Raw genomic sequence first — 26,026 nt, 5'->3', positions numbered from 1 at the left:
TCATTGCGGCACGGGCGGCGGAGGCTCGGAAAGGCACTGGCCCAGCGCCGCCGCCTCCTTCCGCAGCGCTTCGAGCCGACGTGGGTGCATCCGCTCGTACAGCGCGATCGCGCGGTCGTACTCCGCGCGGGCCGGTTCGAGCGCGAGTTTCGCCTGCAGGATCCGGGCCAGCGTGACGCGCAGGATGCCTTCCTGCAGTTCGAACTGCCGGGTGACGGCCAGCGAGACCGCCTCTGTCGCATAGCGTTCCGCGGTGTCCAGTTCTCCGATGTCCAGGTACAGCTCGGCAAGGTTGTTCATGGAGACCACGGCGTAGCTGTCGTCGCCGAGTTCGCGGTCGATCTCCAGGGAGGCCAGTTCGTGGCCGATTGCCTCGACCGGGCGGCCGGCGCGCTTCTCGGTTTCGGCGCAGTTGTTCAGCGCCTGCCCCCGCAGCTCCAGATCACCGGCCTGCTCGGCCTCGGCGGCCGTTTCCAGCAGGCAGGCGGTCGCCTCCGCGTAGCGGCCGAGCAGGGTCAGCACACTGCCGAGGTGGATCCGCGCCACGGCGAGCGAACGAGACTCCGGCAGCTCGCCCGCCAGCTCCACCGCCCGTTCGGCGTCCGCGAGACTGCCTTGGGACAGCTCGAAAGTCAGCGCGATCGCACACCGCGAGATGAGCATCCAGCACTGCCCGAGCGGTTCATCCGCAGCCTCGGCGGCGGCCAGCCCGAGATCGACCAGCTGCAGCCAGTCCTCGTACAGCGGGCACACCACGCGGTAGGTGTGCGCCACTCGCGCCAGCCGCCACACTTCGGCGTACCGCGCTTCGGCGTACGCGGCTTTCAAAACCGCCAGCAGCGTCGGCCATTCCGCGGCGAACCAGTCCTGCGCCTCATCGAACGTGCGCAACGGAGGCAGCCCGTCGGACGGTACGAGACCGGTGAAGTCGAGCGGGTCGACGATCCGCAGCATCCGCCGCCGCGCGGTGTCCGAAGCGGCCTGGTGGTAGCGCACCGCCCGATCGAGGACCATGGCCCGCTCTTGGCCGGACAACTCCGTTTCCGCCAGCTCGCGTAGGTACAGCCGGACGAGATCGTGCGGTGCGAAGACGTCACGGGCGGTCTCGGTCAGCAGGCTGTGCGCGGCGAGCGTGCGCAGCTCGCGCCGAGCCTGCGTGACCGGGATCTCCGCGACCGCCGCGGCCAGGTACGGCCCGAATTGCCGGCCGGGGACCGCGCCGAGCCGTACCAGCGTGCGCGCAAGCTCGGAGGGCAGTCTGCGGAACGAGACGTCGAAGGCCGCGCGTACCCCGTCGTCCTCGGCGCCAGTCACGTCCAGCGCGGCCAGGCGGGTGCGTTCGTTGCCCAGCTCCGCCACCAATCCCTCGATAGTCCACTGTGGACTGGCAGCGAGCCGGGCGCCGGCGATCCGCAGGGCGAGCGGGAGGTAGCCGCACAACCGGGCGAGCGCGTGGTTGAGGTCGAAGTCCGCCGGTCCGGCCAGCTCCTCGATCACCTGGACCGCGTCCGCCGGTTCGAGCGTGCCGAGCACCCGCAGCTGCGCCGCGTCGGACACGGCCAGTCCCTCCATCCGCGACCGGCTGGTGACCACCGTGCGCGAGCCCGCCCCCGGCGGCAGCAGCGGCCGCACCTGCTCGGCCGAGCGCGCGTCATCGAGCACCACGAGCATCCGGCGGCCGGCGATCGACGAGCGGTACAGCGCGGTCCGCTCGTGCAGCGCCTCGGGCACCTCGTCGGCGGGCACCCCGAGCCCGAGCAGGAACTGAGCCAGCAGATCGCCCGGCGCCACCGGCGGGTGGTGCGGATCGAAGCCGTGCAGGGATGCGAACAGCACCCCGTCCGGAAAGTGCGGCGCCGCCCGGTGTGCCCACCAGAGCACCAGCGCGCTCTTGCCGACTCCGGCTGTCCCGGACACCACGGCCACGCCGCCGGACAGCCCGTCCAGCCACGCCAGGTCGGCCGACCGTCCGGCGAGCGCAGGCAACGCGGGCGGCAGCTGCGACGGCGCGGCACCCGACGGTGGCATCGCGTGTTCCCGGGCCGGGAGGTCGTCGTGGAGCACCCGTTCGTGCAGCCACCGCAGATCCGCGCCTGGTTCCATGCCCAGCGCGCGGAGGGTGGCGCGGGAAACCGTGCGGTACAGCTCAAGCGCCTCGCCACGGCGGCCGGCGTGGTAGAGCGCACGCATCAGCTGAGCCGCGGTCCGTTCGGCCAGCGGGTCGCCCCGCACGATGGGGCTCAGCTCCACGATCAGTTCGCTGTACCGGCCCAGCGCCAGGTCCGCGTCCACCCGGGCGCCGTGGATCGCCAGCCGCAGCTCCGCCAATTCCGGCGCACGCACCGAATCCGGCACTCCGGACAACGCCGGGCCCTGCCACAGCGCGAGTGCTTCGGCCAGCAGCGCGGCGGCTCGTTCGGGCGGGGCGGGCACGGCCCGGTCGAACAACGCCCGTGCGTGGTGCACGTCGATCCGTTCCGGTTCGGCGGCGAGCTGGTAGCCGGGCGGGCTGGTGCGGATCTCCGTCACCGAGCCGTCGCCGAACTGCCGCAGGATCCGCCGGAGGTGCGAAACGTTGCCCTGCACGATGGTCCGGGCGGTGGCGGGCGGATCGTGGCCCCACAGCGCGTCGATGATCTCTTCGAGCGGAACGACCTTGCCCACCCGCAGGGCGAGCAGCGCGAGCAGTCCCTTGACCCCGGGACCGCCGATCGGGACGACCCGGTCGCCGTCGAGCAACCGCACCGGACCGAGCAGTTCGATCCGGGCGCCGGCATCGGCCATGCTCGCGCGCACCTCCCAGGCTCGTCCCCAGCCGGAGTGATCAAGGTACCGGGCGCGCTCGCCCGGGGAGCACCGGCTCTGCGGGCGTGGAGGACAAACGAGCCCGGCTCCGCGTCATCAGTCCCGATCTGATGGCGCGGGGCCGGGCTCGGTGAACATCGGCCGGGCCGCCAGGGGGCGCGGTCCACCCGATCTCCGGCTGCCCCGTGGCACGGGTGGGCTCACCCCGAGCGAAGAACCCGGGCCGCGAAAGGCAACCTTGCTCCGCTCCGGAGCCCACCGGCACCGAAGCGAGTGCGGTCAACGTAACAGGGAGCACATTCCCCGCTACCGGCGACCCACCGCAGGGCCACCGTGGCGCTGGTCACCGTGTGACCGGCGTGCTGTCCCGCCCCGCGATGAACGAGGGCCGCGGCGCGCTGGCCGCGAACGGCTCCCGCAGCGGGTTCTCCACGCTGTTGAAGACCAGGAAGATGTTCGACCGTGGGTACGGGGTGATGTTGTTCGACGAGCCGTGCATGATGTTCGAGTCGAACCAGAGCGCGGACCCGGCCGCGCCGGTGAACTGGTCGATCCCGTGCTCGGCGGCCAGCGCGACGATGTCGTCCTCGCCCGGCACCCCGACCCGCTGGTCCTTGAGCGAGCTGCGGTAGTTGTCCTCCGGGGTCTCGCCCGCGCACTGCACGAAGGTGCGCTGGGAGCCCGGCATGACCATCAGCCCGCCGTTGAACACGTAGTTGTCGGTGAGCGCGATCGAGCAGCTGACCGCGCGCGGGACCGGCATCCCGTCCTCGGCGTGCCAGGTCTCGAAGTCCGAGTGCCAGTAGAAGCCGGTGCCCTTGAACCCCGGCATGTAGTTGATCCGGCTCTGGTGCACGTAGACCTCCGAGCCGAGCAGCTGCCGGGCCCGGTCGAGCACGCGTGGGTCGCGCACCAGTTCGGCGATCAGCTCGGAGGTCTCGTGCACGTCGAAGACCGACCGGACCTCCCCGGTGCGCGCCTCGGTGATCACCCGTTCGTCCCCGGCCGCCACCTCTTTCGAGGACAGCCGGACCAGCTCCTGCCAGTAGGTCTGGACCTCGCCGGGGGACAGCATGCCCTCGATCACCGTGTAGCCCTTGGCGTCGTGGGCGGCCAGTGTCGCGGCGTCGAGCGGGCCTTCGGCCTCGGTGCCCCACACCGTCGGATGCACGCGCGGAAGTCTTTCCGGCGTGCCGGTGATCCGGGTCGGATATCCGTCGTCGACCCGGGTGTCCATCAGCGTCACAGCATGCCTCCTTCGGGCGGTTCCCCTCGATCCGGTGGTGGGAGCGGCGGCCGGGGAAACTCTCAGGCGGTCTCTTCGGTGACCAGGGGGTACACCCCGTTCTCGTCGTGCACCTCGCGGCCGGTGACCGGCGGGTTGAACACGCACACCGTCTTCATCTCGGTGCGCGGGCGGACCTGGTGCTTGTCGTGGTCGTTGAGCAGGTACAGCGAACCGGGCTTGAGCTGGTGCACCTCGCCGGTCGCCAGGTCCTCGATCTCGCCTTCACCCGAAGTGATGAAAACGGCCTCGATGTGGTTGGCGTACCAGAAGTCGTTGACCGTGCCCGCGTACAGCGTGGTCTCGTGCACCGAGAAGCCGACGCCCTCCTTGGCGAGGATGATGCGCTTGCTCCGCCAGTTGGGGGTCTTGATGTCGGCGTCGGTGTCGGTGATCTCGTCGAGCGTGCGGACCAGCAAAATCGGCTCCTTGTCGGAAAACTGGGGTATCAGAGGACGGCGGCGACGGACTCGTCGATGATCGACAGGCCCGTGCCGAGTTCGTCATCGGTGAGGGTAAGCGGCGGCAGCAGCTTCATCACCTCGCCGTCCGGACCGGAGGTCTCCATCAGCAGACCGCGGTCGAAGGCTTCCTTGCAGACCGCGCCGGCCAGCTTGCCGTCCGCGAACTCCATCCCGCGGGCGAGGCCGCGGCCCTTGGCGACCAGGTTGGCTTCGGGGTAGCGCTTGATCAGGCCGGCGAAGGCCTCGGCGACGCGCTCGCCCTTGGCCGTCGTGGACTTCTCCAGCTCGTCGTCGCTCCAGTACACGCGCAGCGCCTCGGCCGCGGTGACGAACGCCGGGCTGATCCCGCGGAAGGTGCCGTTGTGCTCACCCGGCTCCCACACGTCCAGCTCGGGCTTGATCAGCGTGAGCGCCATCGGGATGCCGTACCCGCCGATGGACTTGGACAGGCAGATCATGTCGGGCTTGATGCCCGCGTCCTCGAAGCTGAAGAACGGCCCGGTGCGGCCGCAGCCCATCTGCACGTCGTCAAGGATGAGCAGGATGTCGTGCCGCTTGCACAGGTCGTCGAGACCGCGCAGCCATTCCAGGCGCGCGGCGTTGATCCCGCCCTCGCCCTGCACGCCTTCGACGATCACCGCGGCCGGTTCGTTCAAGCCGCTGCCGGAGTCCTCCAGCAGCTTCTCGAAGTAGAGGAAGTCCGGGAACGCGCCGTCGAAGTACTGGTCGTAGGGCATCGGCGTGGCGTGTACCAGCGGGACACCGGCCCCGCCGCGCTTCATCGAATTGCCGGTCACCGACAGCGCGCCCAGCGTCATCCCGTGGAAGGCGTTGGTGAAGTTGATGACCGCTTCCTTGCCGGTCACCTTGCGGGCCAGCTTCAGCGCGGCTTCCACCGCGTTGGCGCCCCCGGGGCCGGGGAAGACGATCTTGTAGTCCAGCTCGCGCGGGCCGAGGATCTTTTCCTTGAAAGTTTCCAGGAAATCCCGTTTGGCCGCGGTGAACATGTCCAGCGCGTGGGTGACCCCGTCGCGCTGCAGATAGTCGATCAGGGCTTGTTTGAGCGCCGGGTTGTTGTGCCCGTAGTTGAGCGCGCCAGCGCCGGCGAAGAAGTCGAGATAGGGCTTGCCGTCCTCGCGGTAGAGCCAGCTGCCCTGTGCCCGGTCGAACACGACCGGCCACCCTCTGCTGTAGCTGCGGACTTCCGATTCGAGCTCTTCGAAGATGCTCATGACGTTGTTCTTTCGCTCCTACTCGGCGAAATTGACGGATCAGTTACGCAGCAACGGTCCGATGCGGTAGAGGTCCTCGGGCTCGTGCCCGCCCCCGCCGTCCGGAAAATCCGCGGACTCGAACAGCCGGCGCGACTCCAGTGCCGCGTTCCAGCGCTTCGCGAACGACGAGAACAGCCGGATGGACGCCTCGTTGTCCGGGGTGATGGTGGTCTCCAGATACCGCACCCCGTCCGCGGACAGCCGCGTGAACAGCGCGTCCAGCAGCTGCCCGGCCAGGCCCTTCCCCCGCTGCGAGGCGTCGACCGCGACCTGCCAGACGAGCGCCGCGGCGGGCTCCGAGGGCCTCCGGTAAGCGATCACGAATCCCACCGCTTCGCCGTCCACCTTGGCCACCACGGAACTCTCGGCGAAATCCCGGCACCACAACAGGTACGCGTACGGGGTGTTGAGATCCAGCTTCTGCGAATCGCGCGCGATTCGCCAAAGCGCGGCGCCATCGGCCTTGGTCGGCGATTCGATCAAGTGCTTTCCGGACATACTTAGGAAACGTAACAGAGAATTTTCACCCTGCCAGCGACGCACGCCGCTCGCACCCCGCCCACCTGCGAGGACGCGGATTCACCGGTGATCAGGACCACAAAAAGGTTTGAGCTACCGCCATCCGGGGAATGACCTGCGGCTGGGCCGCTCACCCATAGTGAGCGGCCGTGTCGCCCCCGACGATGCTTTGTCTTCCGCTCCGGCGCAACTTCACCGCCGCCGACCTGGGCGGATGCGCCGGCCGGCCGCGGCGAGCGGGGTCGAGGCCGCGGGCAGGACGAGCAGCAGCACCACGACGAGCCACCACACCGGAGCCTGTCCCTGGCGCCAGCCCTCGACGACCGAGCCCAGCCAGCCGAACAGCGGGTGCGCCAGCGGCGGCAGGAACGCGGCGAACAGCAGGCCGGCCACGACGAGCACCGCAAGCACCGTGAGCACCATGCGCCACGTGCGCCGCAGCGTCAGCAAGCTCACCAGCAGGAACACCAGCGCCCCCGCGGCCACCGGCAGCCCGACCCACTGCAGGACCGCGCCGCCTTCACCACTGAGCACGAGCCCCGCGACCACGGTGATCGCCCCGACGAGGAGGTTCCACGGCCGGCCGAGCCGGGTCGCGCCCTGCGTCACCCACCACGCGCTGCGCCCGCTGGTCCGCGCGAACTTCGCCGCGGGTCGCAGGGTCTTCGGCACCCGGGTGGCGGTGGCCGCCGCGTTCAGCCCGGCGGCGCCGGCCTTGACCAGCGTTTTCGTGAGCAGCATCGAGCCGAGTTCGCCGTCGAACCGTTCCGCGGATATCCGGCAGGCCTGAAAAGCACGTTGCGCGGCCGAATTCGCGACCACCCCGGATTCTTCCGGATCGTTTTTCAGGGGCCGCGCCGCCATTAATTTCCGGAAGCTTTCGGACGGTTTCCCATTTCCTTCCGCGGCGTCTTTCCCCGCCTGCTTCGCCACCGTGGGCAGCTCTTCGCGGGCGATCTCCGCCTGCCTGGCGCGGGCCAGCACCATCGCGGTCACGGGGAGGGAGGACGGCAGGTCCTCGCCGAAATCGACCGGCTCCAGCGCGGTGTCGAGACCGAGGAACGCCAGCTCCTCACCCAGCTGCGCGAGCAGGCCGGGCAGCTCGCCCGCCACCGGGTTGTCGGCCGCGCTCGGCGGCTGCCAGCCGATCGCGGTGAAGGTGGCGCGGACCTGCTCGCGGAACTGCTCCCGGCCGAGCGTGTCCCGCAGCATCTTCAGGCGGACCGGGTCGAGCAGGCACTGCATCAGCCAGCCCGATCCGTCGATCCGGCCCCACATCCAGTCGCTGGCCCGCCACGAGGATTTGTAGAACGCGCCGAAATTGCTCGCCTGCGTGCCGGTCAGCTTGTCCTTGCACCGTGTCCGGGACAGGTCCAGCAGCGTTCTGGTGTCCGCGCTGACCTGCACCAGATCCACCCGCTGGTCCACCGAAGGCGCTTCGGCGAGCAGCCCGCGGGTCGCCACGTGCAGCAGGAGCAGTCGGGACTGCACCACCTCGTCGGACGGCGCGCGATCGTCGAGTTCGAACCAGTCCAGCAACGTCGCGACGATGTCCGCCGCGTCCTTCGAGCGGCCTTCCTCCCCCGCCAGTGTCCGCAGCACCGGGGCGGCGGAGCGCAGCGCGGCGACGAGCTTCGGCCACGCTTCGCGCAGGTCCTCCGAAACGCCCAGCTCTGCCCATTCCCGGGCGAGCCGCGCGATCCAGTCCGGGAGGCTGATGCCCGCGGCAGGTGGATCGTGGCGGGCCACCCACGCGGACAGCCGCACGCCACGGGCGGCGGCTTTGCGGGCCTCGTGCAGCCGCGCCCGTGCCGCGTTGAGCTGTTCGGCCTGCCCGGTGTCCGGGACCAGCCGGAACCCGGCGTTGATCAGCTGCAGGCCGGTGGCGACCGAATCGTCCAGCGCGGTCGTGCGGTAGCGCGCCATCTCGACGGCCGGGCAGGCGTCCGCGGGCATCGTGTCGGGTATGCCGTGGCGAAGCCCGTCCGCGGCGATGTCGAACAGCCGGGCGGACATCCCGGTCGCCCACCCACTGTCCTTTTCAGACAGTGCATACCGGCGGCCGGCGGCCCGGACCAGATCCGCGGCGTCCTCGGCCACCCGCCGCTGCCGGAAGGCACGCAGCACCCGTTCGTCCACCAGTTCCCCGCAGCGCACCCCGAACGAGGCCAGCGACACCCGGGTGTCCCGGGCCCGGACCACGGATTCGTTGTGCCGGGTGAGTTCGTCGAGTTCGGTGCTGATGGTCTGGCTGAGCACGGTGGAGAGCACCTTCGCCAGCGCCGAACCGAGCAACGGCGGGGCGGCCGGATCGCACGGCACCTCCGCGGCGTCCCCGTCCACCGCGGGCACCACGTAGAGCAGCAGCCGCCGCACGTCCGAGGAGGAGGATCGTTCGAAGATCTCCTCCAGCGCCGGCCCGAGCGGCTTGTTGACCAGCACGCCGCCGTCGGTGATCCAGTGCGAGCGCACCAGTTCGGTGTAATCGGTCATGTCCGGGTGCGTCCGGTCGGCCGCCTCGGCGCCGATCGGCGTGCGCGACAGCTCGAACGCGCCGGGGAACGAGGCGCTGGAGCGTGCGGCCAGCGCCAGCGGTCCGTGCACCTGGTTGTTCCACAGTGGACCGTCGAACCGGTACAGCATGCGGTGTTCGGTGTCGCGCACCAGGTTGCCGAGCGCGTCGTCATAGCGGGTGGTCTCGCCGTCGATCATGCTCCCGGTGAGCAGCACGGTGACGTCCGGCGGCTCCGCGGGGACGACCCCGGCCCCGGTGATGTCGTGCAGCGACCGCTCCAGTTCACCGAGCAGCACGCGGTCGCCGTCCAGCAGGGACCGTGGCCGCGCCTCCCCCGGATCGCGGATGAGGTTCTCCAGCGAACCCACGCTGAGCCAGGTGTCCCGCAGCATCGCGGGGCTGGAGCGGTAGGCCTCGGCGAGGCCGAGGCAGGCCGCGTTGATCCCGCCCGCGCTCGTCCCGGTCAGCACGTCGAGGCTCACCGTCGCGTGCAGCAGATCGAGCACCTGCCGGTAACCGCCGCGCTGCCCGGCGGTGCGGGAGGCGGTCAGCAGCGCGGACGTCTCGGTGGCGATTCCGCCCATCCACACGGCGAGGCTGGACCCCCCGACCATGGACATCGCGATCCGGATCTCCTGCGGCCACGGCACCCCCGAGTCACCCATGACGGTCAGTGTCCTCGGCCGCGGCGGCACCCCACAAGAGCCCAAGTCCGTGAAGGGCACCTTCACGGACGCTGAGGCTGTGAAGGGACCCTTCACAGCCCTGCGGCGCGGGTCAGGCGGCGAGGTGCTCCAGCAGGAGCACCTGGGCCTCGCCGACGGCGAAGCCGAGCACCGCGCCGGTCGCGATCAGGATCCACTCGTCCTGCTGGAAGGCCGGGCGCAGCAGCTGCTCGAATTCCTGTGGGGACAGTTCCTTCATCTTGCTCACCAAGACATTCCGGATGTCCATCGCGTCGGTGGCGTACTCCTCCAGATAGCTCATGGTCTCCGGCAGCCGGGCCATGATCTGCTCCGAAATGGCCAGTTTCATGTCCTGGTAGTGGCGGCTGCCGATGGCGAGCACCAGCAGCGGTTTGGCCAGCGTGCCCGCCCGGCCCAGCTCGATGTCCAGCTGCCGCTGGATCAGCGCGAGCACCCGGTCCGAAAGCGGGCCGCGCAGCACTGCCTCGATCACGTTGTGCGGGGTGATGATCTCCTTGGCGATCAGCGCACCGTAGGCCTCGGCGACCTCGGCCCGGCGCTTGAGGAACAGGCCCTGCCAGGTGATGCCGAAGTACTTCCTCGGCTCGATCGGGTAGAAGATCATCCGCAGCGCGAGCCAGTCGGTGAACCAGCCGGTGAACAAACCGAACACCGGCATGATCGGCGGGAACTTGAACAGCACCCAGGCGATCATCTGGATCACCCCGATCAGCCCGCCGAAGACCAGCCCCGAGCGTGCGATGAACTTGAACTCCTGGTCGCCGGCCTCCTGGAAGATCCGGTTCAGCAGCCGCTTGTCCTTGACCAGGCTGGTGACCACCATGCCCTTGAGGTCGAACACGCTGTCCACATCGGACCGGATCAGGGCCAGCACGGCGTCGATCATCCGCGGCGCCTCGGCCTGCACCCGCTGGATCACCAGCCGCTGCGCCTGGTCCGGCAACGATTCCCACAGCTGCGCCTGGTACTGCCCGGCGACCTCGCGCACGATGTCCTCGACCGCGGCGAGCATCGGCTCTTCGATCTCCTTGGCGATCCGCCGGGCGTCCAGGCGGTCGATCACCTCGGCCGGTTCGATCAGCTGCTCGGTCATCGTGTCGCAGGCGATGCCGGCCATCCGAGCGGCCCGTTTGGGCACGATGCCCTGCCAGCCGAGGAACGGCTTGATGCCGATGAACTCGACCGGCGCGAACATCATCCGGATGGCGACCACCTTGGTGCCATAGCCGATCAGCGCGGCGACGACCGGGATCGAAACGTAGAGCGGCCAGTGCCGGGCGAAGTCGTCGAGCACGCCGGCGAGGAACGCGCCCATCGGCCTCAGCCCAGGCTCGGGTCGCAGGCGTGCCAGAACTGCGCGCCGAACCGGGAGATGTGCACCGTCCGGCGGATCACCTTGCAGCGCTTGACCTGTTCCTCGGCCGCGCGCACGGTCTCGTCGGTCAGCAGGATCTCGTACTGGGTCTCCAGCGCGGGTACCTCCTCGTCGAGATCGACCAAGCCGAGCCCGATCAGCCGGGTCATGTAGGCGGGTACCTGGTCCGGCAGCGCGACCCCGGCCGCCTTGCCGACTGTGGACGCGTTACGCAGCACCGTCCGGCCGGTGCCCCCGATCCCGGTGCGCTCGGCGACGTCGACCGCGGGAAACGGCGAACCGTCCGACAGCGCGGCGAGGATGCGTGCTTCGTCCGGGGTGAGCTGGCGGAGGATGATCGCGTAGAGATATTCGCGAGCCCGGTCGCGGCCGAAGCCGATGGAATGGTTGAGCAATTCGGCCATCGCGGCACGCAGCGGTTCCGTGCGTTCGCGGGAAGGCACAAGCATCACCGAGGCCTCCACGACACGGCCCGCGGAATCGGACCGGTTCATCGCCGAGGCGGCGGCGAGCGCCGCGTGATACGGGTCGTCGACCTCGTCGAGGCGCCGGCGAAGTTCGCTCAGCAGACCGCGCTCGACCTGGCGCAGGCCACGCTCGGCGGTGTCGATGCCGGGCAGCTTCCTGGTCAGCTCGAAGCCGGTGCGCGCCGCCCAGCCCGCCAGTTTCCCGGCCCGGCGAGCCAGGTTGGCCACGTCCTCGGCCGTGGCCCGGCCGTTCGGTCGCTGGTAGTCCACGGTCGTGCTCCTTCTCGCAGTCCGCGCTGATGCTACCTGCGGGTAGCCGGAACCGCCCCGGAACGGCGACCGTGTTGGATGTCCGGCATGACCACGTCACCGTGGGGCCCGCCGATCGACGTGCTGCCCCTGCTGGCCAGGGAGGAGCAGGCACTGGTCGCCGTCCTGTCCGGCCTGAGCCGCGACGACTGGGCCACCCCGGCCGCCGGGGCGACCGTGCACGAGCTGGCAGCCCGGATCCTGGGGGCGAAACTCATCCGTTTGTCCCGCGTCCGCGACGATCATCCGCCGGGAGACGGTTTCGCCGGGCACTGGCTGCCCGCGGTGAGCCGCCTGTCGCCGGAAGTCCTGTTCTCGATGCTCGTGGACAGCACCGCGCAGCTGACCGATCTGTGGAAGCACCGAGACGCGGACGAACTGGTGGAGGATGTGCCGGCCTGGCTGGTCCTGGCGCGCGACTACTCGTGGTCTTGGATGCGGCAGCAGCAGATCCGCGAGGCGGTGGATGCCCCATTGCTGGATGAGCCGGAATTCCGGACCCCGGTCGTGGATACGTTGCTGCGCGGCCTGCCGTCGGCTTTGCGAGAGATCACTGCTCGCCCCGGCCGTCAGGTGGCTTGCCGCGTGACCGATGCCGGCCAGTGGACCGCGCGGGCGACCTCTGACGGCTGGACGATCGCTCCAGGGGCCGCCACGTCCCGCTCGCCGCTGGCGACCCTGTCCACCGACGCAGACGCGCTCTGGCGCCATTGCACCGGGACGACGGTCGGTGACCGTATCCAGACCACCGGCTCCCCCGCCGCGGCAGCCGCTGTTCTCGCGCTGAAGGGCTGTGAAGGGTCCCTTCACGGACTCTGAGTCCGTGAAGGGACCCTTCACAGCCTTGCCGGTCAGCGGCGGTGTCGTCGCCGGGCCTGTTTGCGTAATTGCAGGATGCGTGCGCCGCCGACCAGGGCGACCAAGGCGGCGCCGGCGATGGCGGCGAACAGCATCGCCACCGCGAGGGGCATGCTGCCGGCGGCGCCGAGGAAGTTCACGGTCGCCGGGTCGAGGTTCTGCAGGATGAAGATCAACAGCAGTGCCAGCACGGCGATCGCGACGATCACCGCGATCCAGGTGCCGCTGATTCGAGTGGGCTTGAGCTTGCGCGCCTTGGCCCGCGGGGGCAGCTCAGCTGAACCCGGACCAGGGCCGGAACCAGCCGGTCCGGGCGCACCGGGCACCTCGGGAGTCTCCGATTTCGCGACCCGGCCAGGGTCGTCGCCTCGCGCGTGCGACATACCACGATTGTCCGCCCGCGCGCGAGGTTTCGCCGGTTCGTGTCCTCCTAACGGGTGAGGTCGGTGTCCCGCAGTACGCGCAGCGTGTTCTGCCCGGCCAGTTTCGCGCAGTCCTCGTCACTCCAGCCGCGAGCCATCAACGCGGCGAACAGCACCGGGTACTCGGACACGTCCTCCAACCCTTCCGCAGGCTTGCTTCCAGGATAACATCTTCTATGAAAGATATATTCGGGAGAGAGTTATGCGGTAGACTTCGCCTGGTGACAGCCGATCCACACACCGACGACGATGAGATCGTGACCTGGTGGGGCCTGGTGATCGAGGGCTACCTGGCCACCCAGGACACCCTGATGACCGAACTGGCCGCCCGATTCGACCTGGCTCCCGCTTCGTTCGACATCCTGATGCGCCTGGTGCGCTCACCGGAACACCGCATGCCGATGACCCGGCTCGCCACCGAAGCAGCCCTGTCCAGCGGCGGTTTCACCAAAGTCGCCGACCGCCTCGCCGCCGCCGACCTCCTCTGCCGCATCCCCAGCCCCGACGACCGCCGAGTCACCTACGCGGCCCTCACCGAACACGGCCTCGACGTGGCGACCCGAGCCAAAGCCGCCTGCGCGGAAATCCTGCGCCGCATCGTCCTGACCCCCCTCGGCGAGGACGCCGCCGCCCTGGCCAACGCCATGCGAACCTTGCGGTCGGTGAACGGCTGACCCCCGCCTGAGCGCGGGCTCGATCGGGTGACTTTGCAGCCCTCGCGGCGGCGGACTCCGCCACGTCCTCGGCGGCGCCGCCGGACCACACCGGTCGCGGGGCCACGGGTCACGGACGCCGCCACCCCGCCGCCACCCACGATCGACAATTGCGCGCCTCGCGGCTCTCCGCCCGCCCGGACAAACCCCCACCCTCCCGGGGGCGTCCCTCCTCCAGCGTACCGCCCCACCCCCCGCGTTCCTGGCCCAAAGACCCGGTGATCCACAGCCGCCGGGAGTTGTGGATCGACGTCCTGAACAGCAGGTCCATGAAGGCGCGACGCCTGAAGTTGGAACCACGCGCGGGTCAGTGCCACGCGCGGCAGGAGACATCGCCGGAAGGCCGTGCGGGAATGCCTGACACGGCAAAAACCACCTCCAGGACGTGAGTAACAACCCGCAGCAACAGCCCCAAAGCCGCACAAAAATCCACACGAGCACCCACCACGAACCCCGAAATCAAGCATGGTGAAATCCCTGGATCTCCAGTTTCCGCCGGACCTGGTCCAGGTAGCGGCGGCGCAGCTTGCTCACGCTGGCCGGGGAAATGCCCACCTCGGCGGCCAGTTCGGCGGGTTTCAGTTCCGGGTGGTGGGCGATCAGCAACAGCAGGCGCCGAGCGCGTTCGGGAAGTTCGGCCACAGCGCACCACAGGGCGGCAGCTCGTTCGTCGTCGAGCAGGGTGGTTTCGGGGGACGGTTCGTCGGGTGCGGGCAGGTAGGTGGCCCGCGTTCGGCGGATCATGGCGCGAATCGCGTGCCGGCGGGCGACGGTGGTCAGCCAGGCGCCAAGGCGGTCCCGGTCTCGGATCTGGCTGTGGCAGGTCAGGAATTCCAGCCACGCGGCCTGGCAGGCATCCTCGGCATCGGTGCGGAAGCCCGGAGTCGTCGCGAGTACGCGGGCGACGCGTGAGCCGAATCTGCGAACTTCGTCGTCATGCAGCATTCCGGGATCCCTTCGTCGAAAGCCATTGCCGACATTGACGAAGGCGGACGAGCGGACGGATCCACTAAAACAGACATAACGCCAGATCAGGTGATCATGGTATCCAGGCGGCCGCTCACGGCTCAGGAAAGGCCGGGCATCAACCGCACGGCATTGCCGGACAGGACGTTCTTCAGGACCTCCGCCGGCAGGCCGAGATCCGCGACGGCACGCACGTTCGCCGCGGTGCCGGGGACACCCGGCCAATCGGTGCCGAAAACCCATTTCCGGGCCAGCCGCACGAGATCGAACCGGGCGTAGTACTCCGGCAGCTTCTTCGGCGGCAGCCCGGCCAGGTCCAGCCACACGTTCGGCCTCGACTGGGCCATGAACGCGGCCACGTCGTACCACCAGCCGCGGCCGCCGTGAGCGAAAACGAAATTCACCGAAGGGAAGTCTTCGACCACATCGGACAATAGCTGCGGATCCCCGAAACTCGACCGAGAGCCGGGGAAAACCGACAGTCCGGAATGGAGGATCACCGGCACGCCACGGTCGGCGCACAGGTCGTAGACCGGGTAAAACTCCTTGTCCGCCGGGGAGAACGCGCCGTGTACCGGGTGAATCTTCAACGCCACCGCGCCGAGGGCGAGCTGTCGTCGCACCTCGTCGCGCAGCGGGTGGTGCAGATGCGGGTTCACGTTCGCCACCAACCGGAAACGCTCCGGGTTGCGCTCCACCAGCGGCAGATTGTCCTCAATGGACTGGATTCCGGTAGTCCGCGGGCTGTATTCGCAGAACAGCAGCACCCGGTCAACGCCTTCACTCGCCATCAGATCGTCCATTGCGGACGGAATCACCGAACCGGCCTCGTCATAGACGGTGCGCCACGGGTAGTCCCCGGCGTAATCGCGGGCCCAGTCCAGCCAAGCCGGCTTGAGCGTGGGCAGCCGCGGCGTGTGCACGTGGGCGTCCACCACGAAGTGACCGTCGATCATGATTGCGGCTGCGGCTGCTGCAGCGATTCCCGCACCAGCTCACGGAGCACGTTGCGGCGGATCTTCCCGGTCGCGGTTTTCGGCAGCTCCGCCAGCTCCACCACGGCACGCGGCCGTTTGAACGCGGCGAGCCCGGACCGGCAGAACTCGATCAGCTCCTCGGCCGCCACCGCCGAGGACGGCGCGGCGACCACGCACGCCACCGGCTTGTCCAGCCCGTCGGCGTCCGGCGCGGCCACCACCGCGACCTCCGCCACCGCGGGATGCTCCAGCAAGCGTTCCTCCACTTCGGACGGTGACACCCAGATCCCACCTGCCTTCAGCATGTCCCCGAACCGGCCGAGACAAGTGTAGGTGCCATCGGAATTGCGGACGTAGCTGTCCCCGGTCCGCAGCCATTCTCCTTGAAACACCTGCTTCGTGGCCGCATACCGAGCCCAGTACCCGGTCGCGATCGACGGACCGGACACGTACAGCTCGCCGGGCTTCCCCACCTCCTCGATCGACACTCCCCGCTCGTCTCGCAGCTGGATCCGATACCCAGGCACCGCCACCCCGGTACTGCCCGGCCGGACGAGATCCGGACGGTTCGAAAGGAAGATGTGCAACGCCTCGGTCGATCCGATCCCGTCCAGGATCTCCACCCCGAACCGTGCACGGAACCGGTTGAACAACGACACGGGCAAGGGTTCACCGGCCGAAATCGCGCACCGTACCGAGGAAAACGAATCATCCGGAACATCGCTGGCCAGCAGCGCGGCGAAGAACGTCGGCACCCCGAAGAACAACGTCGGCCGATCCGCCTTGGCACGCGCGGCGAACAGCGCGGGCGTCGGGCGAGCCGGTTCCAGCAAGGTGGTGGCCCCCGCGGCGAGCGGGAAGAACGCCGAGTTCCCCAGCCCGTAGGCGAAGAAAAGCTTCGGCACGGACAGAAAACGGTCCGACGACGTGGTGTCCAGCACCTGATGTGCGTACGTCTCGCAGATCGCGCGAATCGAAGCATGCCGATGCATCGCACCCTTCGGCTGCCCGGTGGTGCCCGAAGTGTACAGCCACAACGCGGGTGAATCGTCCCAAGTAGACACCTCGACAGGCTCGTCCACTGTGGCCACTTCGGCCCATCGGTGCACCCGCGGCCCGGAGGGGAACGCGGCCGGATCCGCCCGGTCCAGTACCAGGTCGGTGACCTCGGGCGCGCTGGTGAGTGCGGCCGCCGCGGACCCGGCGAACTCCCCGGACACGCACAGCACCCTGGCCCGCGAATCCGCCAGCACCTTTCCCAGCTCAAGCCCGGTGACCATAGTGGACACCGGGACGGCGACCGCGCCGGCGAGCATCGCGCCGAGAATCCCGGTCAGCAGCTCCACGTCGTCGACCATGCTGAACATCACGCGTTCCTCGGGGCGTACCCCCAGCTTCCGCAATCCCGCGGCGACCCGGCGCACCTCCGCGGAAAGCTCGGCATAGCGCAGCGTGCGCCGCGCTGAGACCACCGCGGCCGCGTCCGGTCGCCCCTGGGCGAGCAGGAACTCCGCGGCGTTGAAGCCCCCGGGAACCGTCATGGCGTCCCCCTCAGGTGAGGTGCACGTACTCGTAGTCGAACGGCTTCCCGTTGATGCCCTGCCGCGGCGGCGCGACCCAGCTCGCGATCTTCCCCCGCTCGTACACCGGGTGCATGAGCGAGCGGACGAACGTCAAGTCCTCCGCCGTCGGCAGCCATTGGTGCCGGGCCGCCTCCCACGTGGCCTCGTCGACGAGCGTGCCGTCCGGAGTCACGTGGTGGCCGGAGTTTATGCCCACGTCGCGATTGAAACCAGGGTGTGGCAGCCGGAACCGGAAGTCGATGCCCGCGTCGGAGAGGATCTTGTTCCAGCGGTTCACCCCGGTCTGGCAGTCCGCGGTGTACTCCGCGCGCAAATCGAGGTTGAGCAGCAGGATCGCCTGCAGTTCGTCGGTGGTCCAGGTGCCGTCGTCGCACGGACGGTCCAGCACTCGCGCGTCGTCGGTGAGCTTGTGATCGTCCTTGCGCCGGGTCTCCTGCCAGCGGCCTTTGAGCCCGGCGGTGTAATAGTTGGCCGCGTTGGTGGAGGTCTCGCTGCCGAACAGGTCCAGCGAAACGGTGTAATGGAAGTTCAGATACCGTTGCATCACTTCGAGCGGAATTCCGCCGTGCGCGGCGACGTCGTACGTGTCGTGCTCGTGGATCAGCTCGGCGCTGCGCTGCACCACCCGGTCCACGCCGGTGGTGCCCACCATCATGTGGTGCGCCTCCTCCTTCAGCATGAACTCACATGTTCGCGACAACGGGTCGAACGAACTCTCCTTCAACGTGCCGAGCTGATACTTGCCGTCCCGGTCGGTGAAGTAGGTGAACATGTAGAAGGCCAGCCAGTCCGCCGTCTCCTCGTTGAACGCGCCGAGGATCCGCGGCGCGTCCGGGCTGCCGGAGTTGCGCAGCAGCAGCCCCTCGGCCTCGTCCCGGCCCTCCCGGCCGAAATAGGCGTGCAGCAGGTACACCATCGCCCACAGGTGCCGGCCTTCCTCCACATTGACCTGGAACAGGTTCCTCAGGTCATACAACGAAGGCGCGGTCAGCCCGAGCAGCCGCTGTTGCTCCACCGACGCCGGCTCGGTGTCGCCCTGGATCACGATCAGCCGCTGCAGATCCGCCCGGTACTCGCCGGGCACCTGCTGCCATACCGGCTCGCCCTGGTGCTCGCCGAACGCGATCTGCCGGCCCGGATCCCGTTCGGCGAGGAAGATTCCCCACCGGTAGTCCGGCACGTTCACGTGGTCGAAGTGCGCCCAGCCCTCGCGGCCGACGCTGACCGCGGTGCGCAGGTACACGCCCTCGGTCGCCAGCGTCGGACCCATCTCGCCCCACCAGTTCAGGAATTTCGGCTGCCAGCCCTCCAGCGCGCGCTGCAGCCGCCGGTCGTCGGCGAGATGCACGTTGTTCGGGATCTTGGCGTCGTAGTCGATTGTTTCCGGCATCGGTTCAGACCCGCTTTCTGTCGAAGACCGCCTTCTGCCCGGTGCCGTAGCGCCGCAGCGCACCCTCCGGACCCGCGGCGTTCGGCCGGGTGAAAATCCAGTTCTGCCAGGCGGTGAGCCGCCCGAAGATCTTGGTCTCCAGGGTTTCCGGGCCGACGAAACGGTGGTTGGCCTCCATCCCGGTGAGCGCGTCCGGCGACAGCGAGGCACGGCCCTCCAGCGCGAGCCGGATCTCGTCCGTCCAATCGAGATCGTCCGGCGCGTCGGTGACCAGACCCAGCTCCACGGCCTCGGCGGCGCCGAGTACGTGGCCGCGTTCCCGTGCGAGCCACGCCAGGTGGTCCTCGTCGCCGTAGAACCGGGATTGCAGCCGGGACAGCCCATTTCCCATCGGGAAGAGACCGAAGTTGGCTTCGGAGAGCATGATCGACGCACGGTCCGGCGAGTCCTCGTCGTCGATCGGCGGACCGTCCAACATGTACTGACGATCGGCGGCGAGCGCGATCTCCAGCAGCGTCCCGGCGAAACAACCGCCCGGCTCGATCAACGCGACCAAGGTTCGGCTGGTGACGTCCAGCCGTTTCAGCGTGCGCTTGAAATAGTGCCGGATCTCGTTGCTCAGCCAGTCTTTCCCGATGAGCACCGGCTCTTCGTGCGCGAGCACCTGCGCCGGATCGCCTGCCGTGCGCAGCACCCAGGTGCCGAGGTCCGGTTCGTTCGTGCGCAGCCGCAGGATCGCGTCGTCGAGTTCGCGCGTCAGCCGCAGCAACCAGCCGTCAAGCCCAGGCTCGCCGGACGGGCCGCGCACGGTGATGGTGACCAGCGAATTCGGCCGGTCGTAGACGACGTGGACGTGCCGGTACTCGATGCCCTCCTCGGTCACCGCCGGGGCCAGCGGGGTCAGCTCGACACCTTCCTCCGCGGGCAACCGGCCGGACTCGGCGGCCAGTTCACGCGCTCGGGCCAGCACCTTTTCCCGGAACCCGGCGCGCGGCACCAGCTCGTCCACCAGCCGCCAGTCGAGGGCGGTCCGGCCCTTGAACCCGTCCGGCCGGGTGGCGAACACGTCCGCGAGGTCGCGGCGGACCCGGCGTTTGTCCACCAGCCGGGTCAGCCCGCCGGTCCCCGGCAGCACCCCGAGCAGAGGCACCTCCGGTAACGCGACCGTGGCCGAATTGTCGTCCACCAGCAGGATTTTCTCGCAGGCCAGCGCGATCTCGTAGCCACCGCCCGCGCAGCTGCCGTTCACCGCGGCCAGGTAGGTCTGGCCGGAGAACTCGGTGGCGTCCTCCATCCCGTTGCGGGTCTCGTTGGTGAACTTGCAGAAGTTCACCTTCCACCCGTGCGGCGAGGTCGCCAGCATCCGGATGTTCGCGCCGGCACAGAAGACCTTGTCCTTGGCGCTGGTCACGATCACCGCGCGCACCTGCGGATACTCGAAGCGCAGCCGCTGGGTGGCGTCGTAGAACTCGATGTCGACGCCGAGGTCGTAGGAGTTCAGCTTCAGCTCGTACCCCGGCACCAGCCCGCCTTCGGCATCGACGTCCATCTCGAGCCAGGCAACCTCGCCTTCGACGGTCAGCCGCCAGTGCCGGTAGTGGTCCGGATGGCGCTCGAAGGTGACAGGTGTGGTGGTGGTCACCCTCCGATTGTCTACACGAACTCGACGAGCGTCAATGTTGTGTAGAGACTTGTACCCGGTTGAACGCCGCCCAGGCCCAGCTCACGAACGCCCACAGCGCCACGGCGGCCACCGTGTCCCCGACCAGCGGAATGAGCCAGACTCGTGGCAAATCGGGGAATCCGATCAGGAAATGCCCCGCCGTGACCAGCCCGGAAAGCGAGTAGACGAGCAGCAGCACGAGTGCGCGCCGATAGCGTTCCCGCAGGTAAGCGCGGTAGCCGAGCACCGCGATGACGGTGAAGACGACCCAGGCCGCGCCGACCCCGACCTGGCCGACGGTCTCGTCGAGCCCGGGGATCGACGGGTACGCCCGCGGCCGGGCGACCATGTGCCAGTAGTGAAAACCGGTGCTGAGCACCGAGAACGCCAGGATCGCCCGCAGCGGTGCGAGTCCCTTTTCGCGAAGCACATCCATCACGGGCCCCCTTGCCGATTTGATAGATCGCTCTAGCGACGGTACCGCGCCTCGCCCGGCCCGGGCAAGACACGCATCAGCGCCGGAGCGACTCGCTAATGTCACCTTGGACAGGCGCCTGTCGAGCGCCTGTCGAAATGGAGGGAGTCCGATGGATCTGCCCACCCGCGGCCCGGAGCACGAAGCTCTCACCGCCTTCGCCGGCGTATGGACCGGCACCGAAGAGCTGGCCGAAGCGCCGTGGGCGCCCGCCTCGACGGCCACCGCCACCTGCGACTACCGCTGCTCGCTCGATGGTTTCGCACTTGTCCAGGACTATGTCCAGACTCGCGAAGACGGCTCACAGCTGTTGGGACACAACGTTTTCACCGTCGATCCGAACACCGGCGAGACGCTCTGGTACGGCTTCGACAGCTACGGTTTCCCACCCGCCGCGCCCGCCCGCGGCAGCTGGCACGAGGGCACCCTGCACCTGGAGAAGCACACCGACCGCGGGGTCGCGCAGCACCGGCTGACCCCGGATGGCGGCGTCCTGACCCACGAGATCGATGTGCGGTTCGGCGACGACCTCGAATTCAGCCCGTTCCTGCGGGCGCGCTACACGAAAACGGCCACGCGATGACCGAGCAGCAGATCGAAGCGAACGGCCTGAAGCTGTGCTTCGAGACGTTCGGCGATCCCGCGGACCCGCCGCTGCTGCTGGTGATGGGCCTCGCCGCGCCGATGATCTGGTGGGACGACGAGCTCTGTGTGCAGTTCGCCGAAGCCGGGTTCCGGGTGATCCGCTTCGACAACCGCGACGTCGGGCGCTCGTCGTGGATGTCCGGGCGAGCCAGCGTCACGCGGGCACTGCTGCTTCATTCCGCGCCGTATTCGCTCGGCGACCTCGCGGACGACGCGTCCGCCCTGCTCGACGCGCTCGACATCGAGCAGGCGCACGTCGTCGGCGCCTCGATGGGCGGAATGGTCGCGCAAGAGCTGGCGATCCGTCGGCCCGATCGGGTCCGGTCGCTCACCTCCATCATGTCCACCACCGGAGCCCGGTTCGTGGGGACGCCGAGTTTCCGCGCCGCGGCAGCGATGCTCGCCCCGGCAGCGCGGACCCGCGAGGAGTACGTCACGCGGGCGCTGAATACGTTCCGGATGCTCGGCTCGCCCGGCTATCCGTTCGATGAGGAGCGCATGCGGGCACGTGCCGAGCGCACGTACGACCGGGGCGTGAACCCGAGCGGGGCGGCGCGGCAGCTCAGCGCCATCCTCTCCGCGTCGGATCGCACCGCCGGGTTGCGCCGGCTTTCCCTGCCGGCGTTGGTGGTGCACGGCACGAAAGACCCGCTGGTGCGCGTGTCCGGTGGACGGGCGACCGCGCGGGCGCTGGGTGCCGACCTCGACTTGATATCGGGGATGGGACACGATCTGCCGCCGCAGGTGTGGCCGCGAGTGGTCGCCGGCGTCCAGCGGATCGCCGGTCGCTGACCGTCACCCAGGATTATCTCGCTGGAAAACCTCTTGCACGCGAGAGACTGTGGGCGTACCGTTCCCGGTATCGGCTCCCAGAGAGGACGTGACCGAAATGGCACCCACCCAGACCGAGGTCGCCCAGCTCACCGAGGCCCGCGACCGGCTGCGGGACAAGCACCTGCGCCCGGCGGCGACCCGGCAGCCGACGGTCGGGCGCGGGATCCACCACACCGCACTGCTGTCCAGCGACGTCGAACAGACCATCACCTTCTACCAGGACGTGCTGGGCTTCCCGCTCACCGAGCTGATCGAGAACCGCGACTACCCGGGTTCCAGCCACTTCTTCTTCGACGTGGGCAACGGCAATGCAGTGGCCTTCTTCGACCTGCCGGGCCTGGATCTCGGCCCGTACGCGGAGGTACTCGGCGGGTTGCATCACCTGGCGCTGTCGCTGACTCCGGAAGCGTGGGCGGGCGCGCGGGAGCGGCTGGACCAGGCGGGCGTGCAGTACCAGGAGGAGAGCGGCACGTCGATCTACTTCGCCGACCCGGACGGCGCGCGCATCGAGCTGATCGCTGACGACCTCGGTGAGATGTACGGCTCGAAAATCGGCTAAGCCTGCGGCTACGGTGCGCGGGAGACATCCCGACCCGAGGGAGAGCCATGGGCGACTGGGCGGCATCACGAGCGAAAGCACGGCTCGACCGGCGTGAGGTGCTCGACGAACTCGTCGCACAGGTACGTTACGAAGTGCGCGTACACCTCGCCGAGCCGGCCACAGTGAGCCAGTACGACGAATCGGCCACGGTGTTTTCCCTAGGCCACACCGAATGCGCGGCATTGCTCGCACACCGGCAGTTGCTGCCGTGGTGGGAGCGCCGGCTGCTGCGTCGCTTCGTACAGCAACTGCACGGCAAGACGATCGCTGGCAGCGTGGCAGACGTACCCGCCGGATTCGAAGCACCGCGCGCGTACGGCGCGGAGATCGCTCGGCTGAACCCGGACGGCGGGGACACCGGTGCGCGCTACGACCTGCAAGGACGTGGGCTGCTCACCGTCTTCCGGCTGTCGCTCGGCGGCCGCGGCGAGGCGTGGCCGGACCGCCAAGAAGTGGCGATCACCTCCGCCCGCAACATTCTGGCTTGCAGTAGTGCCTTCCTCCGTCGATCGCCGTGGCACGTGCTGTGGCCGGTGTACCGGGTTCGCGGCCTGCGTGTGTGGCGGCTGTGACGGAATCACCGACGCCGCACAAACGTTCAACCGACATGACGCCTGAAGAAATCCTTGCCGGTGCCCGCACGATCGCCGTGGTAGGTCTCAGCCGCGACCCGGCGAAGGAGGCACACGCCGTGCCGGCCGTGCTGCAGGCGCACGGATTCCGGATCATCCCGGTGCACCCGTCGGCCACCGAACTGCTCGGCGGGAAGGTCTACCGGAAGCTGGAGGACATCCCGGAACAGGTGGACCTGGTCGACGTCTTCCGCCCGTCCGCGGAAACCCCCGAGGTGGCCCGCTCGGCAGTGGCCATCGGCGCGAAAGCGCTCTGGCTGCAACAAGGGATCGTGTCCGAGGAAGCCCGGCGCATCGCCGAGGAGGCCGGGCTGGCGTACGTCGAGAACCGGTGCACCGCCGTGGTTCGCGCAATCGGACGGATCTCCTTCACCTAGCACCACCCTGTGAAGGGTCCCTTCACGGACTCAGAGTCCGTGAAGGGACCCTTCACGGCCCTGCCAACGACGGGACGGCATGCCCGGTCACGGAATCACCCGGTAACCCACCCCACGCACCGTTTCGATGGTTTGGGTCCCGAAGGGTGCGTCGATCTTCCGCCGCAGGTAACCGACGTACACCTCGACCACGTTCTCGTCGCCTTCATAGTGCGCATCCCAGACGTGGCCGAGGATTTCGTTCTTGGTCAGCGCCGCGCCCTGCCGCCGCAAGAGGAACTCCAGCAACCCGAATTCCCGCGCAGTCAGCTCGATCCGCGTCTCTCCACGGTGGACAGTGCGGGCCGCCGGGTCGAGCTGCAGATCGCGTACGGTCAGCACCGCCGGACGAGCCGGGGCACCACGGCGGAGCAACGCGCGCAGGCGAGCGAGCAGGACCACGAAGGAGAAGGGTTTGGACAGGTAGTCGTCCGCGCCGAGGTCGAACGCGTCGGCCTCGTCGTACTCGCCGTCCTTCGCCGTGAGCATCAGCACCGGCGTCCAGTTTTCCGCCGCACGCAAGCGTTTCAGCACCTCGTAGCCGGACAGCTCGGGCAGCATGATGTCCAGCACCACGGCGTCGTAATCGTGTTCGGTCGCCGACCACAGCCCGTCCCGGCCGGTGTGCGCGACGTCCACGGTGAAGCCTTCGGCGATCAGTCCGCGGCGGAGGGTCTCCGCGAACTCCATTTCGTCCTCGACGATCAACAGCCGCATGGTCACTCCTGTCCGATCCGGGGCAGTTCGATCTGGGGCAGCTCGATGCGGAAATGCGCGCCCGGATAACTCGGGTCGGGGAGGTCGACGTACTGTGCCCGGCCCCCGTGCCGGGCCGCGATCCCGGCCACGATCGGCAGGCCGAGCCCGGTTCCGCCGCGCCGCCGGGACGCGTCCAGCCGCACGAACCGTTCGAACACCCGCTCCCGATCGGCCTCGGCGACCCCGGGACCGTCGTCGCTGACCTCCACCAGGGCCAGCCCACCCCGCACCGAGCTGGCGATCCGGATCCGCTCTCGGGCGTGCCCGCACGCATTGTCCACCAGGTTGCGCACGGCTCGCCGAAGCTGCGCCTCGCTGCCGCACACCTTCGCCGGTCCGGCCCGGACCTCGATCTCCACCGGCGTCTCCGCCCGCACCCGTTCCGCCTCGGCGCGCACGATGTCGTCGAGGTCCACTTCGGTCTGCGCCGGGCGGTCGGTGGCGTCGTCGGTGCGCGCGAGCATCAGCAGGTCGTCGACGAGTTCCCGTAACCGCGCGGTTTCGCGGGTGATCACCGGGACCAGCTCGTCGGTCGTCTCCGGATGCTGGCTCGACACGTCGAGGGCAGTGCTGATGGTGGACAGCGGCGAGCGCAGTTCGTGGCTGGCGTCGGCGACAAACCGGCGTTGCGCGGACTGGGCGGAGGCTAGTCGTCCGAGCATCTCATTCAACGTCACAGCCAGCCGGTGTACCTCGTCCCCGCCGGGCGGCAACGGCACGCGCGAAGCAAGGTCACGGGTGGAGATCTCCGCGACCGTACGGCGCATGCGTTCCACCGGCCGTAGGGCCGACCCCACCGCGCGGTACACCGCGAAGCCGGCGATGGCCAGCAGCGGCAGCGAGATCAACGCCAGCAGCAGCGTCAGCCGCGTCGACGCCTCAGCCACCGGCTCCAACGACCGAGCGGAAATCACCGTGTACGGTCCGCCAGGGCCACGTACGCCCTGCGACACCACCCTGTATTCGGCGCCGTCGCCGTTCAGCCCGAGTGGCAGCGTCTCGACGATTTCCTGCCCAGGTAGTGGGCGCGCGCCGGTGAGCGGCGGATGTCCGACGATGGACGGGTCGCTGGCAATTGGACGCGTATTGGAGCCGAGCACCTGCGTCACTGCTTCGGTGTCACCTGTGCTGGCGACGTCGCTCGCAGACAGGTCTCGCGCTCCTTCGCGGACGAGCTGGATAGCGACCTGTCGCGCCGTAGTGCGCGCACTCTCGGTCACACTGCGGTCGAGCGACTCGTCTAAAAGCAGCACAACGACGACACAGGCAGTTGCGATGGCCAAAGCCAGCGCAAGCACTGCGACGGCGGTGGTCCGCATCCGGACGCCTGTGGCGGCGAGGAGTCTCACGTACGCAGCGTAACGAGGAGACA

24 protein-coding genes and 1 pseudogene are annotated in these 26,026 nt (G+C 68.8%); 7 read left to right on the top strand and 18 right to left on the bottom strand.

Translation table 11 applies throughout. From position 1 onward, the window contains the following. The 8 genes from D5S19_RS12465 to D5S19_RS12430 form a co-directional block, all read right to left on the bottom strand. Entirely contained in the window at positions 1-2,784 is a 2,784-nt protein-coding gene (locus D5S19_RS12465) for an AfsR/SARP family transcriptional regulator (protein WP_120023518.1), read from the bottom strand. Between the two features lie 364 nt (positions 2,785-3,148). Next, positions 3,149-4,051: an ectoine hydroxylase gene (thpD, locus tag D5S19_RS12460; RefSeq protein ID WP_120023517.1), complete on the bottom strand. Its 903-nt coding sequence runs from the start codon at positions 4,049-4,051 to the stop codon at positions 3,149-3,151. A gap of 62 nt (positions 4,052-4,113) precedes the next feature. Continuing rightward, entirely contained in the window at positions 4,114-4,509 is a 396-nt protein-coding gene (locus D5S19_RS12455; protein ID WP_120023516.1) for an ectoine synthase, read from the bottom strand. A gap of 29 nt (positions 4,510-4,538) precedes the next feature. Next, positions 4,539-5,786, bottom strand: a complete 1,248-nt coding sequence (gene ectB, locus D5S19_RS12450; protein ID WP_120023515.1) for a diaminobutyrate--2-oxoglutarate transaminase — start codon at positions 5,784-5,786, stop codon at positions 4,539-4,541. Positions 5,787-5,825: 39 nt separating this feature from the next. Next, on the bottom strand, positions 5,826-6,326 hold the full coding sequence (gene ectA / locus D5S19_RS12445) for a diaminobutyrate acetyltransferase (protein WP_199730460.1): 501 nt from the start codon (positions 6,324-6,326) through the stop codon (positions 5,826-5,828). A 213-nt stretch (positions 6,327-6,539) separates the two neighbouring features. Beyond that, positions 6,540-9,527, bottom strand: coding sequence for a DUF3376 domain-containing protein (locus D5S19_RS12440; protein WP_120023513.1), 2,988 nt, complete (start codon positions 9,525-9,527; stop codon positions 6,540-6,542). Between the two features lie 112 nt (positions 9,528-9,639). Next, the gene (locus tag D5S19_RS12435; protein ID WP_120023512.1) at positions 9,640-10,884 is read right to left on the bottom strand and encodes a DUF445 domain-containing protein; all 1,245 of its coding nucleotides are present in this window, start codon (positions 10,882-10,884) and stop codon (positions 9,640-9,642) included. A gap of 5 nt (positions 10,885-10,889) precedes the next feature. Continuing rightward, positions 10,890-11,681 carry an Abi-alpha family protein gene (locus D5S19_RS12430; RefSeq protein ID WP_120023511.1) on the bottom strand — a complete coding sequence of 264 codons (792 nt, stop codon included), beginning with the start codon at positions 11,679-11,681 and terminating at the stop codon, positions 10,890-10,892. 87 nt (positions 11,682-11,768) lie between these two features. Between D5S19_RS12430 and D5S19_RS12425 the strand changes: the two genes are divergently transcribed. Continuing rightward, positions 11,769-12,539, top strand: coding sequence for a hypothetical protein (locus tag D5S19_RS12425; RefSeq protein ID WP_120023547.1), 771 nt, complete (start codon positions 11,769-11,771; stop codon positions 12,537-12,539). 32 nt (positions 12,540-12,571) lie between these two features. Here D5S19_RS12425 and D5S19_RS12420 read toward each other — a convergent pair whose 3' ends face one another. Next, complete coding sequence (locus D5S19_RS12420; RefSeq protein ID WP_120023510.1) at positions 12,572-12,961, bottom strand: LapA family protein; 390 nt, start codon at positions 12,959-12,961, stop codon at positions 12,572-12,574. A 47-nt stretch (positions 12,962-13,008) separates the two neighbouring features. Then, positions 13,009-13,146, bottom strand: a pseudogene (locus D5S19_RS12415) (membrane dipeptidase); the annotation flags it as partial. Positions 13,147-13,221: 75 nt separating this feature from the next. Here D5S19_RS12415 and D5S19_RS12410 point away from each other — a divergent pair. Beyond that, positions 13,222-13,674 (top strand): MarR family winged helix-turn-helix transcriptional regulator, encoded by a 453-nt coding sequence (locus tag D5S19_RS12410; RefSeq protein ID WP_233573858.1) that lies wholly within the window; start codon positions 13,222-13,224, stop codon positions 13,672-13,674. 498 nt (positions 13,675-14,172) lie between these two features. Here D5S19_RS12410 and D5S19_RS12405 read toward each other — a convergent pair whose 3' ends face one another. The 6 genes from D5S19_RS12405 to D5S19_RS12380 all read right to left on the bottom strand — a co-directional run bounded on the left by D5S19_RS12405 (position 14,173) and on the right by D5S19_RS12380 (position 20,728). Next, entirely contained in the window at positions 14,173-14,658 is a 486-nt protein-coding gene (locus D5S19_RS12405) for an RNA polymerase sigma factor (protein WP_098512909.1), read from the bottom strand. Positions 14,659-14,780: 122 nt separating this feature from the next. Next, positions 14,781-15,635 carry an amidohydrolase family protein gene (locus tag D5S19_RS12400; RefSeq protein WP_120023508.1) on the bottom strand — a complete coding sequence of 285 codons (855 nt, stop codon included), beginning with the start codon at positions 15,633-15,635 and terminating at the stop codon, positions 14,781-14,783. Beyond that, positions 15,632-17,197, bottom strand: coding sequence for a benzoate-CoA ligase family protein (locus D5S19_RS12395; protein ID WP_120023507.1), 1,566 nt, complete (start codon positions 17,195-17,197; stop codon positions 15,632-15,634). The genes D5S19_RS12400 and D5S19_RS12395 overlap by 4 nt, the downstream gene beginning before the upstream one ends. 10 nt (positions 17,198-17,207) lie before the next feature. Further along, positions 17,208-18,629, bottom strand: coding sequence for a benzoyl-CoA 2,3-epoxidase subunit BoxB (boxB, locus tag D5S19_RS12390; RefSeq protein ID WP_120023506.1), 1,422 nt, complete (start codon positions 18,627-18,629; stop codon positions 17,208-17,210). A 4-nt stretch (positions 18,630-18,633) separates the two neighbouring features. After that, on the bottom strand, positions 18,634-20,271 hold the full coding sequence (gene boxC / locus D5S19_RS12385; RefSeq protein WP_120023505.1) for a 2,3-epoxybenzoyl-CoA dihydrolase: 1,638 nt from the start codon (positions 20,269-20,271) through the stop codon (positions 18,634-18,636). A gap of 31 nt (positions 20,272-20,302) precedes the next feature. Next, positions 20,303-20,728, bottom strand: coding sequence for a hypothetical protein (locus D5S19_RS12380; protein WP_120023504.1), 426 nt, complete (start codon positions 20,726-20,728; stop codon positions 20,303-20,305). 151 nt (positions 20,729-20,879) lie between these two features. Between D5S19_RS12380 and D5S19_RS12375 the strand changes: the two genes are divergently transcribed. The 5 genes from D5S19_RS12375 (at position 20,880) to D5S19_RS12355 (ending at position 23,856) form a co-directional block, all read left to right on the top strand. Beyond that, positions 20,880-21,350: a DUF1579 family protein gene (locus D5S19_RS12375; protein ID WP_120023503.1), complete on the top strand. Its 471-nt coding sequence runs from the start codon at positions 20,880-20,882 to the stop codon at positions 21,348-21,350. Continuing rightward, positions 21,347-22,204, top strand: a complete 858-nt coding sequence (locus D5S19_RS12370; RefSeq protein WP_120023502.1) for an alpha/beta fold hydrolase — start codon at positions 21,347-21,349, stop codon at positions 22,202-22,204. Before D5S19_RS12375 ends, D5S19_RS12370 begins: the two co-directional genes overlap by 4 nt. 97 nt (positions 22,205-22,301) lie before the next feature. Further along, positions 22,302-22,805, top strand: a complete 504-nt coding sequence (locus D5S19_RS12365; protein WP_120023501.1) for a VOC family protein — start codon at positions 22,302-22,304, stop codon at positions 22,803-22,805. Between the two features lie 47 nt (positions 22,806-22,852). Then, positions 22,853-23,419, top strand: a complete 567-nt coding sequence (locus D5S19_RS12360; protein ID WP_120023500.1) for a hypothetical protein — start codon at positions 22,853-22,855, stop codon at positions 23,417-23,419. Between the two features lie 35 nt (positions 23,420-23,454). After that, positions 23,455-23,856, top strand: coding sequence for a CoA-binding protein (locus tag D5S19_RS12355; RefSeq protein ID WP_120023499.1), 402 nt, complete (start codon positions 23,455-23,457; stop codon positions 23,854-23,856). 87 nt (positions 23,857-23,943) lie between these two features. Here the strand turns inward: D5S19_RS12355 and D5S19_RS12350 are convergent, their stop codons facing one another. After that, a complete protein-coding gene (locus D5S19_RS12350; RefSeq protein ID WP_120023498.1) occupies positions 23,944-24,612 on the bottom strand; it encodes a response regulator transcription factor in 669 nt (222 codons plus the stop codon). Positions 24,613-24,614: 2 nt separating this feature from the next. Beyond that, complete coding sequence (locus D5S19_RS12345) at positions 24,615-26,003, bottom strand: HAMP domain-containing sensor histidine kinase (protein ID WP_233573857.1); 1,389 nt, start codon at positions 26,001-26,003, stop codon at positions 24,615-24,617. Between the last annotated feature and the right edge of the window lie 23 nt (positions 26,004-26,026).

Source organism: Amycolatopsis panacis (assembly GCF_003600245.1).
Lineage (GTDB): Bacteria > Actinomycetota > Actinomycetes > Mycobacteriales > Pseudonocardiaceae > Amycolatopsis > Amycolatopsis sulphurea.
The sequence above is the reverse complement of the archived record's forward strand: the minus strand, read 5'-3'. Positions and strand labels throughout refer to the sequence as shown.

What these genes read in the sequence shown, in the direction of transcription:
- D5S19_RS12465 (WP_120023518.1), bottom strand. Translation starts at nt 2,784, where the DNA reads ATGGCCGATGCCGGCGCCCGGATCGAACTGCTCGGTCCGGTGCGGTTG.
- D5S19_RS12405 (WP_098512909.1), bottom strand. Translation starts at nt 14,658, where the DNA reads ATGCTGCATGACGACGAAGTTCGCAGATTCGGCTCACGCGTCGCCCGC.
- D5S19_RS12425 (WP_120023547.1), top strand. Translation starts at nt 11,769, where the DNA reads ATGACCACGTCACCGTGGGGCCCGCCGATCGACGTGCTGCCCCTGCTG.
- D5S19_RS12350 (WP_120023498.1), bottom strand. Translation starts at nt 24,612, where the DNA reads ATGCGGCTGTTGATCGTCGAGGACGAAATGGAGTTCGCGGAGACCCTC.
- D5S19_RS12400 (WP_120023508.1), bottom strand. Translation starts at nt 15,635, where the DNA reads ATGATCGACGGTCACTTCGTGGTGGACGCCCACGTGCACACGCCGCGG.
- D5S19_RS12355 (WP_120023499.1), top strand. Translation starts at nt 23,455, where the DNA reads ATGACGCCTGAAGAAATCCTTGCCGGTGCCCGCACGATCGCCGTGGTA.
- D5S19_RS12375 (WP_120023503.1), top strand. Translation starts at nt 20,880, where the DNA reads ATGGATCTGCCCACCCGCGGCCCGGAGCACGAAGCTCTCACCGCCTTC.
- boxB (WP_120023506.1), bottom strand. Translation starts at nt 18,629, where the DNA reads ATGCCGGAAACAATCGACTACGACGCCAAGATCCCGAACAACGTGCAT.
- D5S19_RS12365 (WP_120023501.1), top strand. Translation starts at nt 22,302, where the DNA reads ATGGCACCCACCCAGACCGAGGTCGCCCAGCTCACCGAGGCCCGCGAC.
- D5S19_RS12440 (WP_120023513.1), bottom strand. Translation starts at nt 9,527, where the DNA reads ATGGGTGACTCGGGGGTGCCGTGGCCGCAGGAGATCCGGATCGCGATG.
- D5S19_RS12395 (WP_120023507.1), bottom strand. Translation starts at nt 17,197, where the DNA reads ATGACGGTTCCCGGGGGCTTCAACGCCGCGGAGTTCCTGCTCGCCCAG.
- D5S19_RS12370 (WP_120023502.1), top strand. Translation starts at nt 21,347, where the DNA reads ATGACCGAGCAGCAGATCGAAGCGAACGGCCTGAAGCTGTGCTTCGAG.
- D5S19_RS12420 (WP_120023510.1), bottom strand. Translation starts at nt 12,961, where the DNA reads ATGTCGCACGCGCGAGGCGACGACCCTGGCCGGGTCGCGAAATCGGAG.
- D5S19_RS12380 (WP_120023504.1), bottom strand. Translation starts at nt 20,728, where the DNA reads ATGGATGTGCTTCGCGAAAAGGGACTCGCACCGCTGCGGGCGATCCTG.
- ectB (WP_120023515.1), bottom strand. Translation starts at nt 5,786, where the DNA reads ATGAGCATCTTCGAAGAGCTCGAATCGGAAGTCCGCAGCTACAGCAGA.
- D5S19_RS12360 (WP_120023500.1), top strand. Translation starts at nt 22,853, where the DNA reads ATGGGCGACTGGGCGGCATCACGAGCGAAAGCACGGCTCGACCGGCGT.
- D5S19_RS12435 (WP_120023512.1), bottom strand. Translation starts at nt 10,884, where the DNA reads ATGGGCGCGTTCCTCGCCGGCGTGCTCGACGACTTCGCCCGGCACTGG.
- ectA (WP_199730460.1), bottom strand. Translation starts at nt 6,326, where the DNA reads ATGTCCGGAAAGCACTTGATCGAATCGCCGACCAAGGCCGATGGCGCC.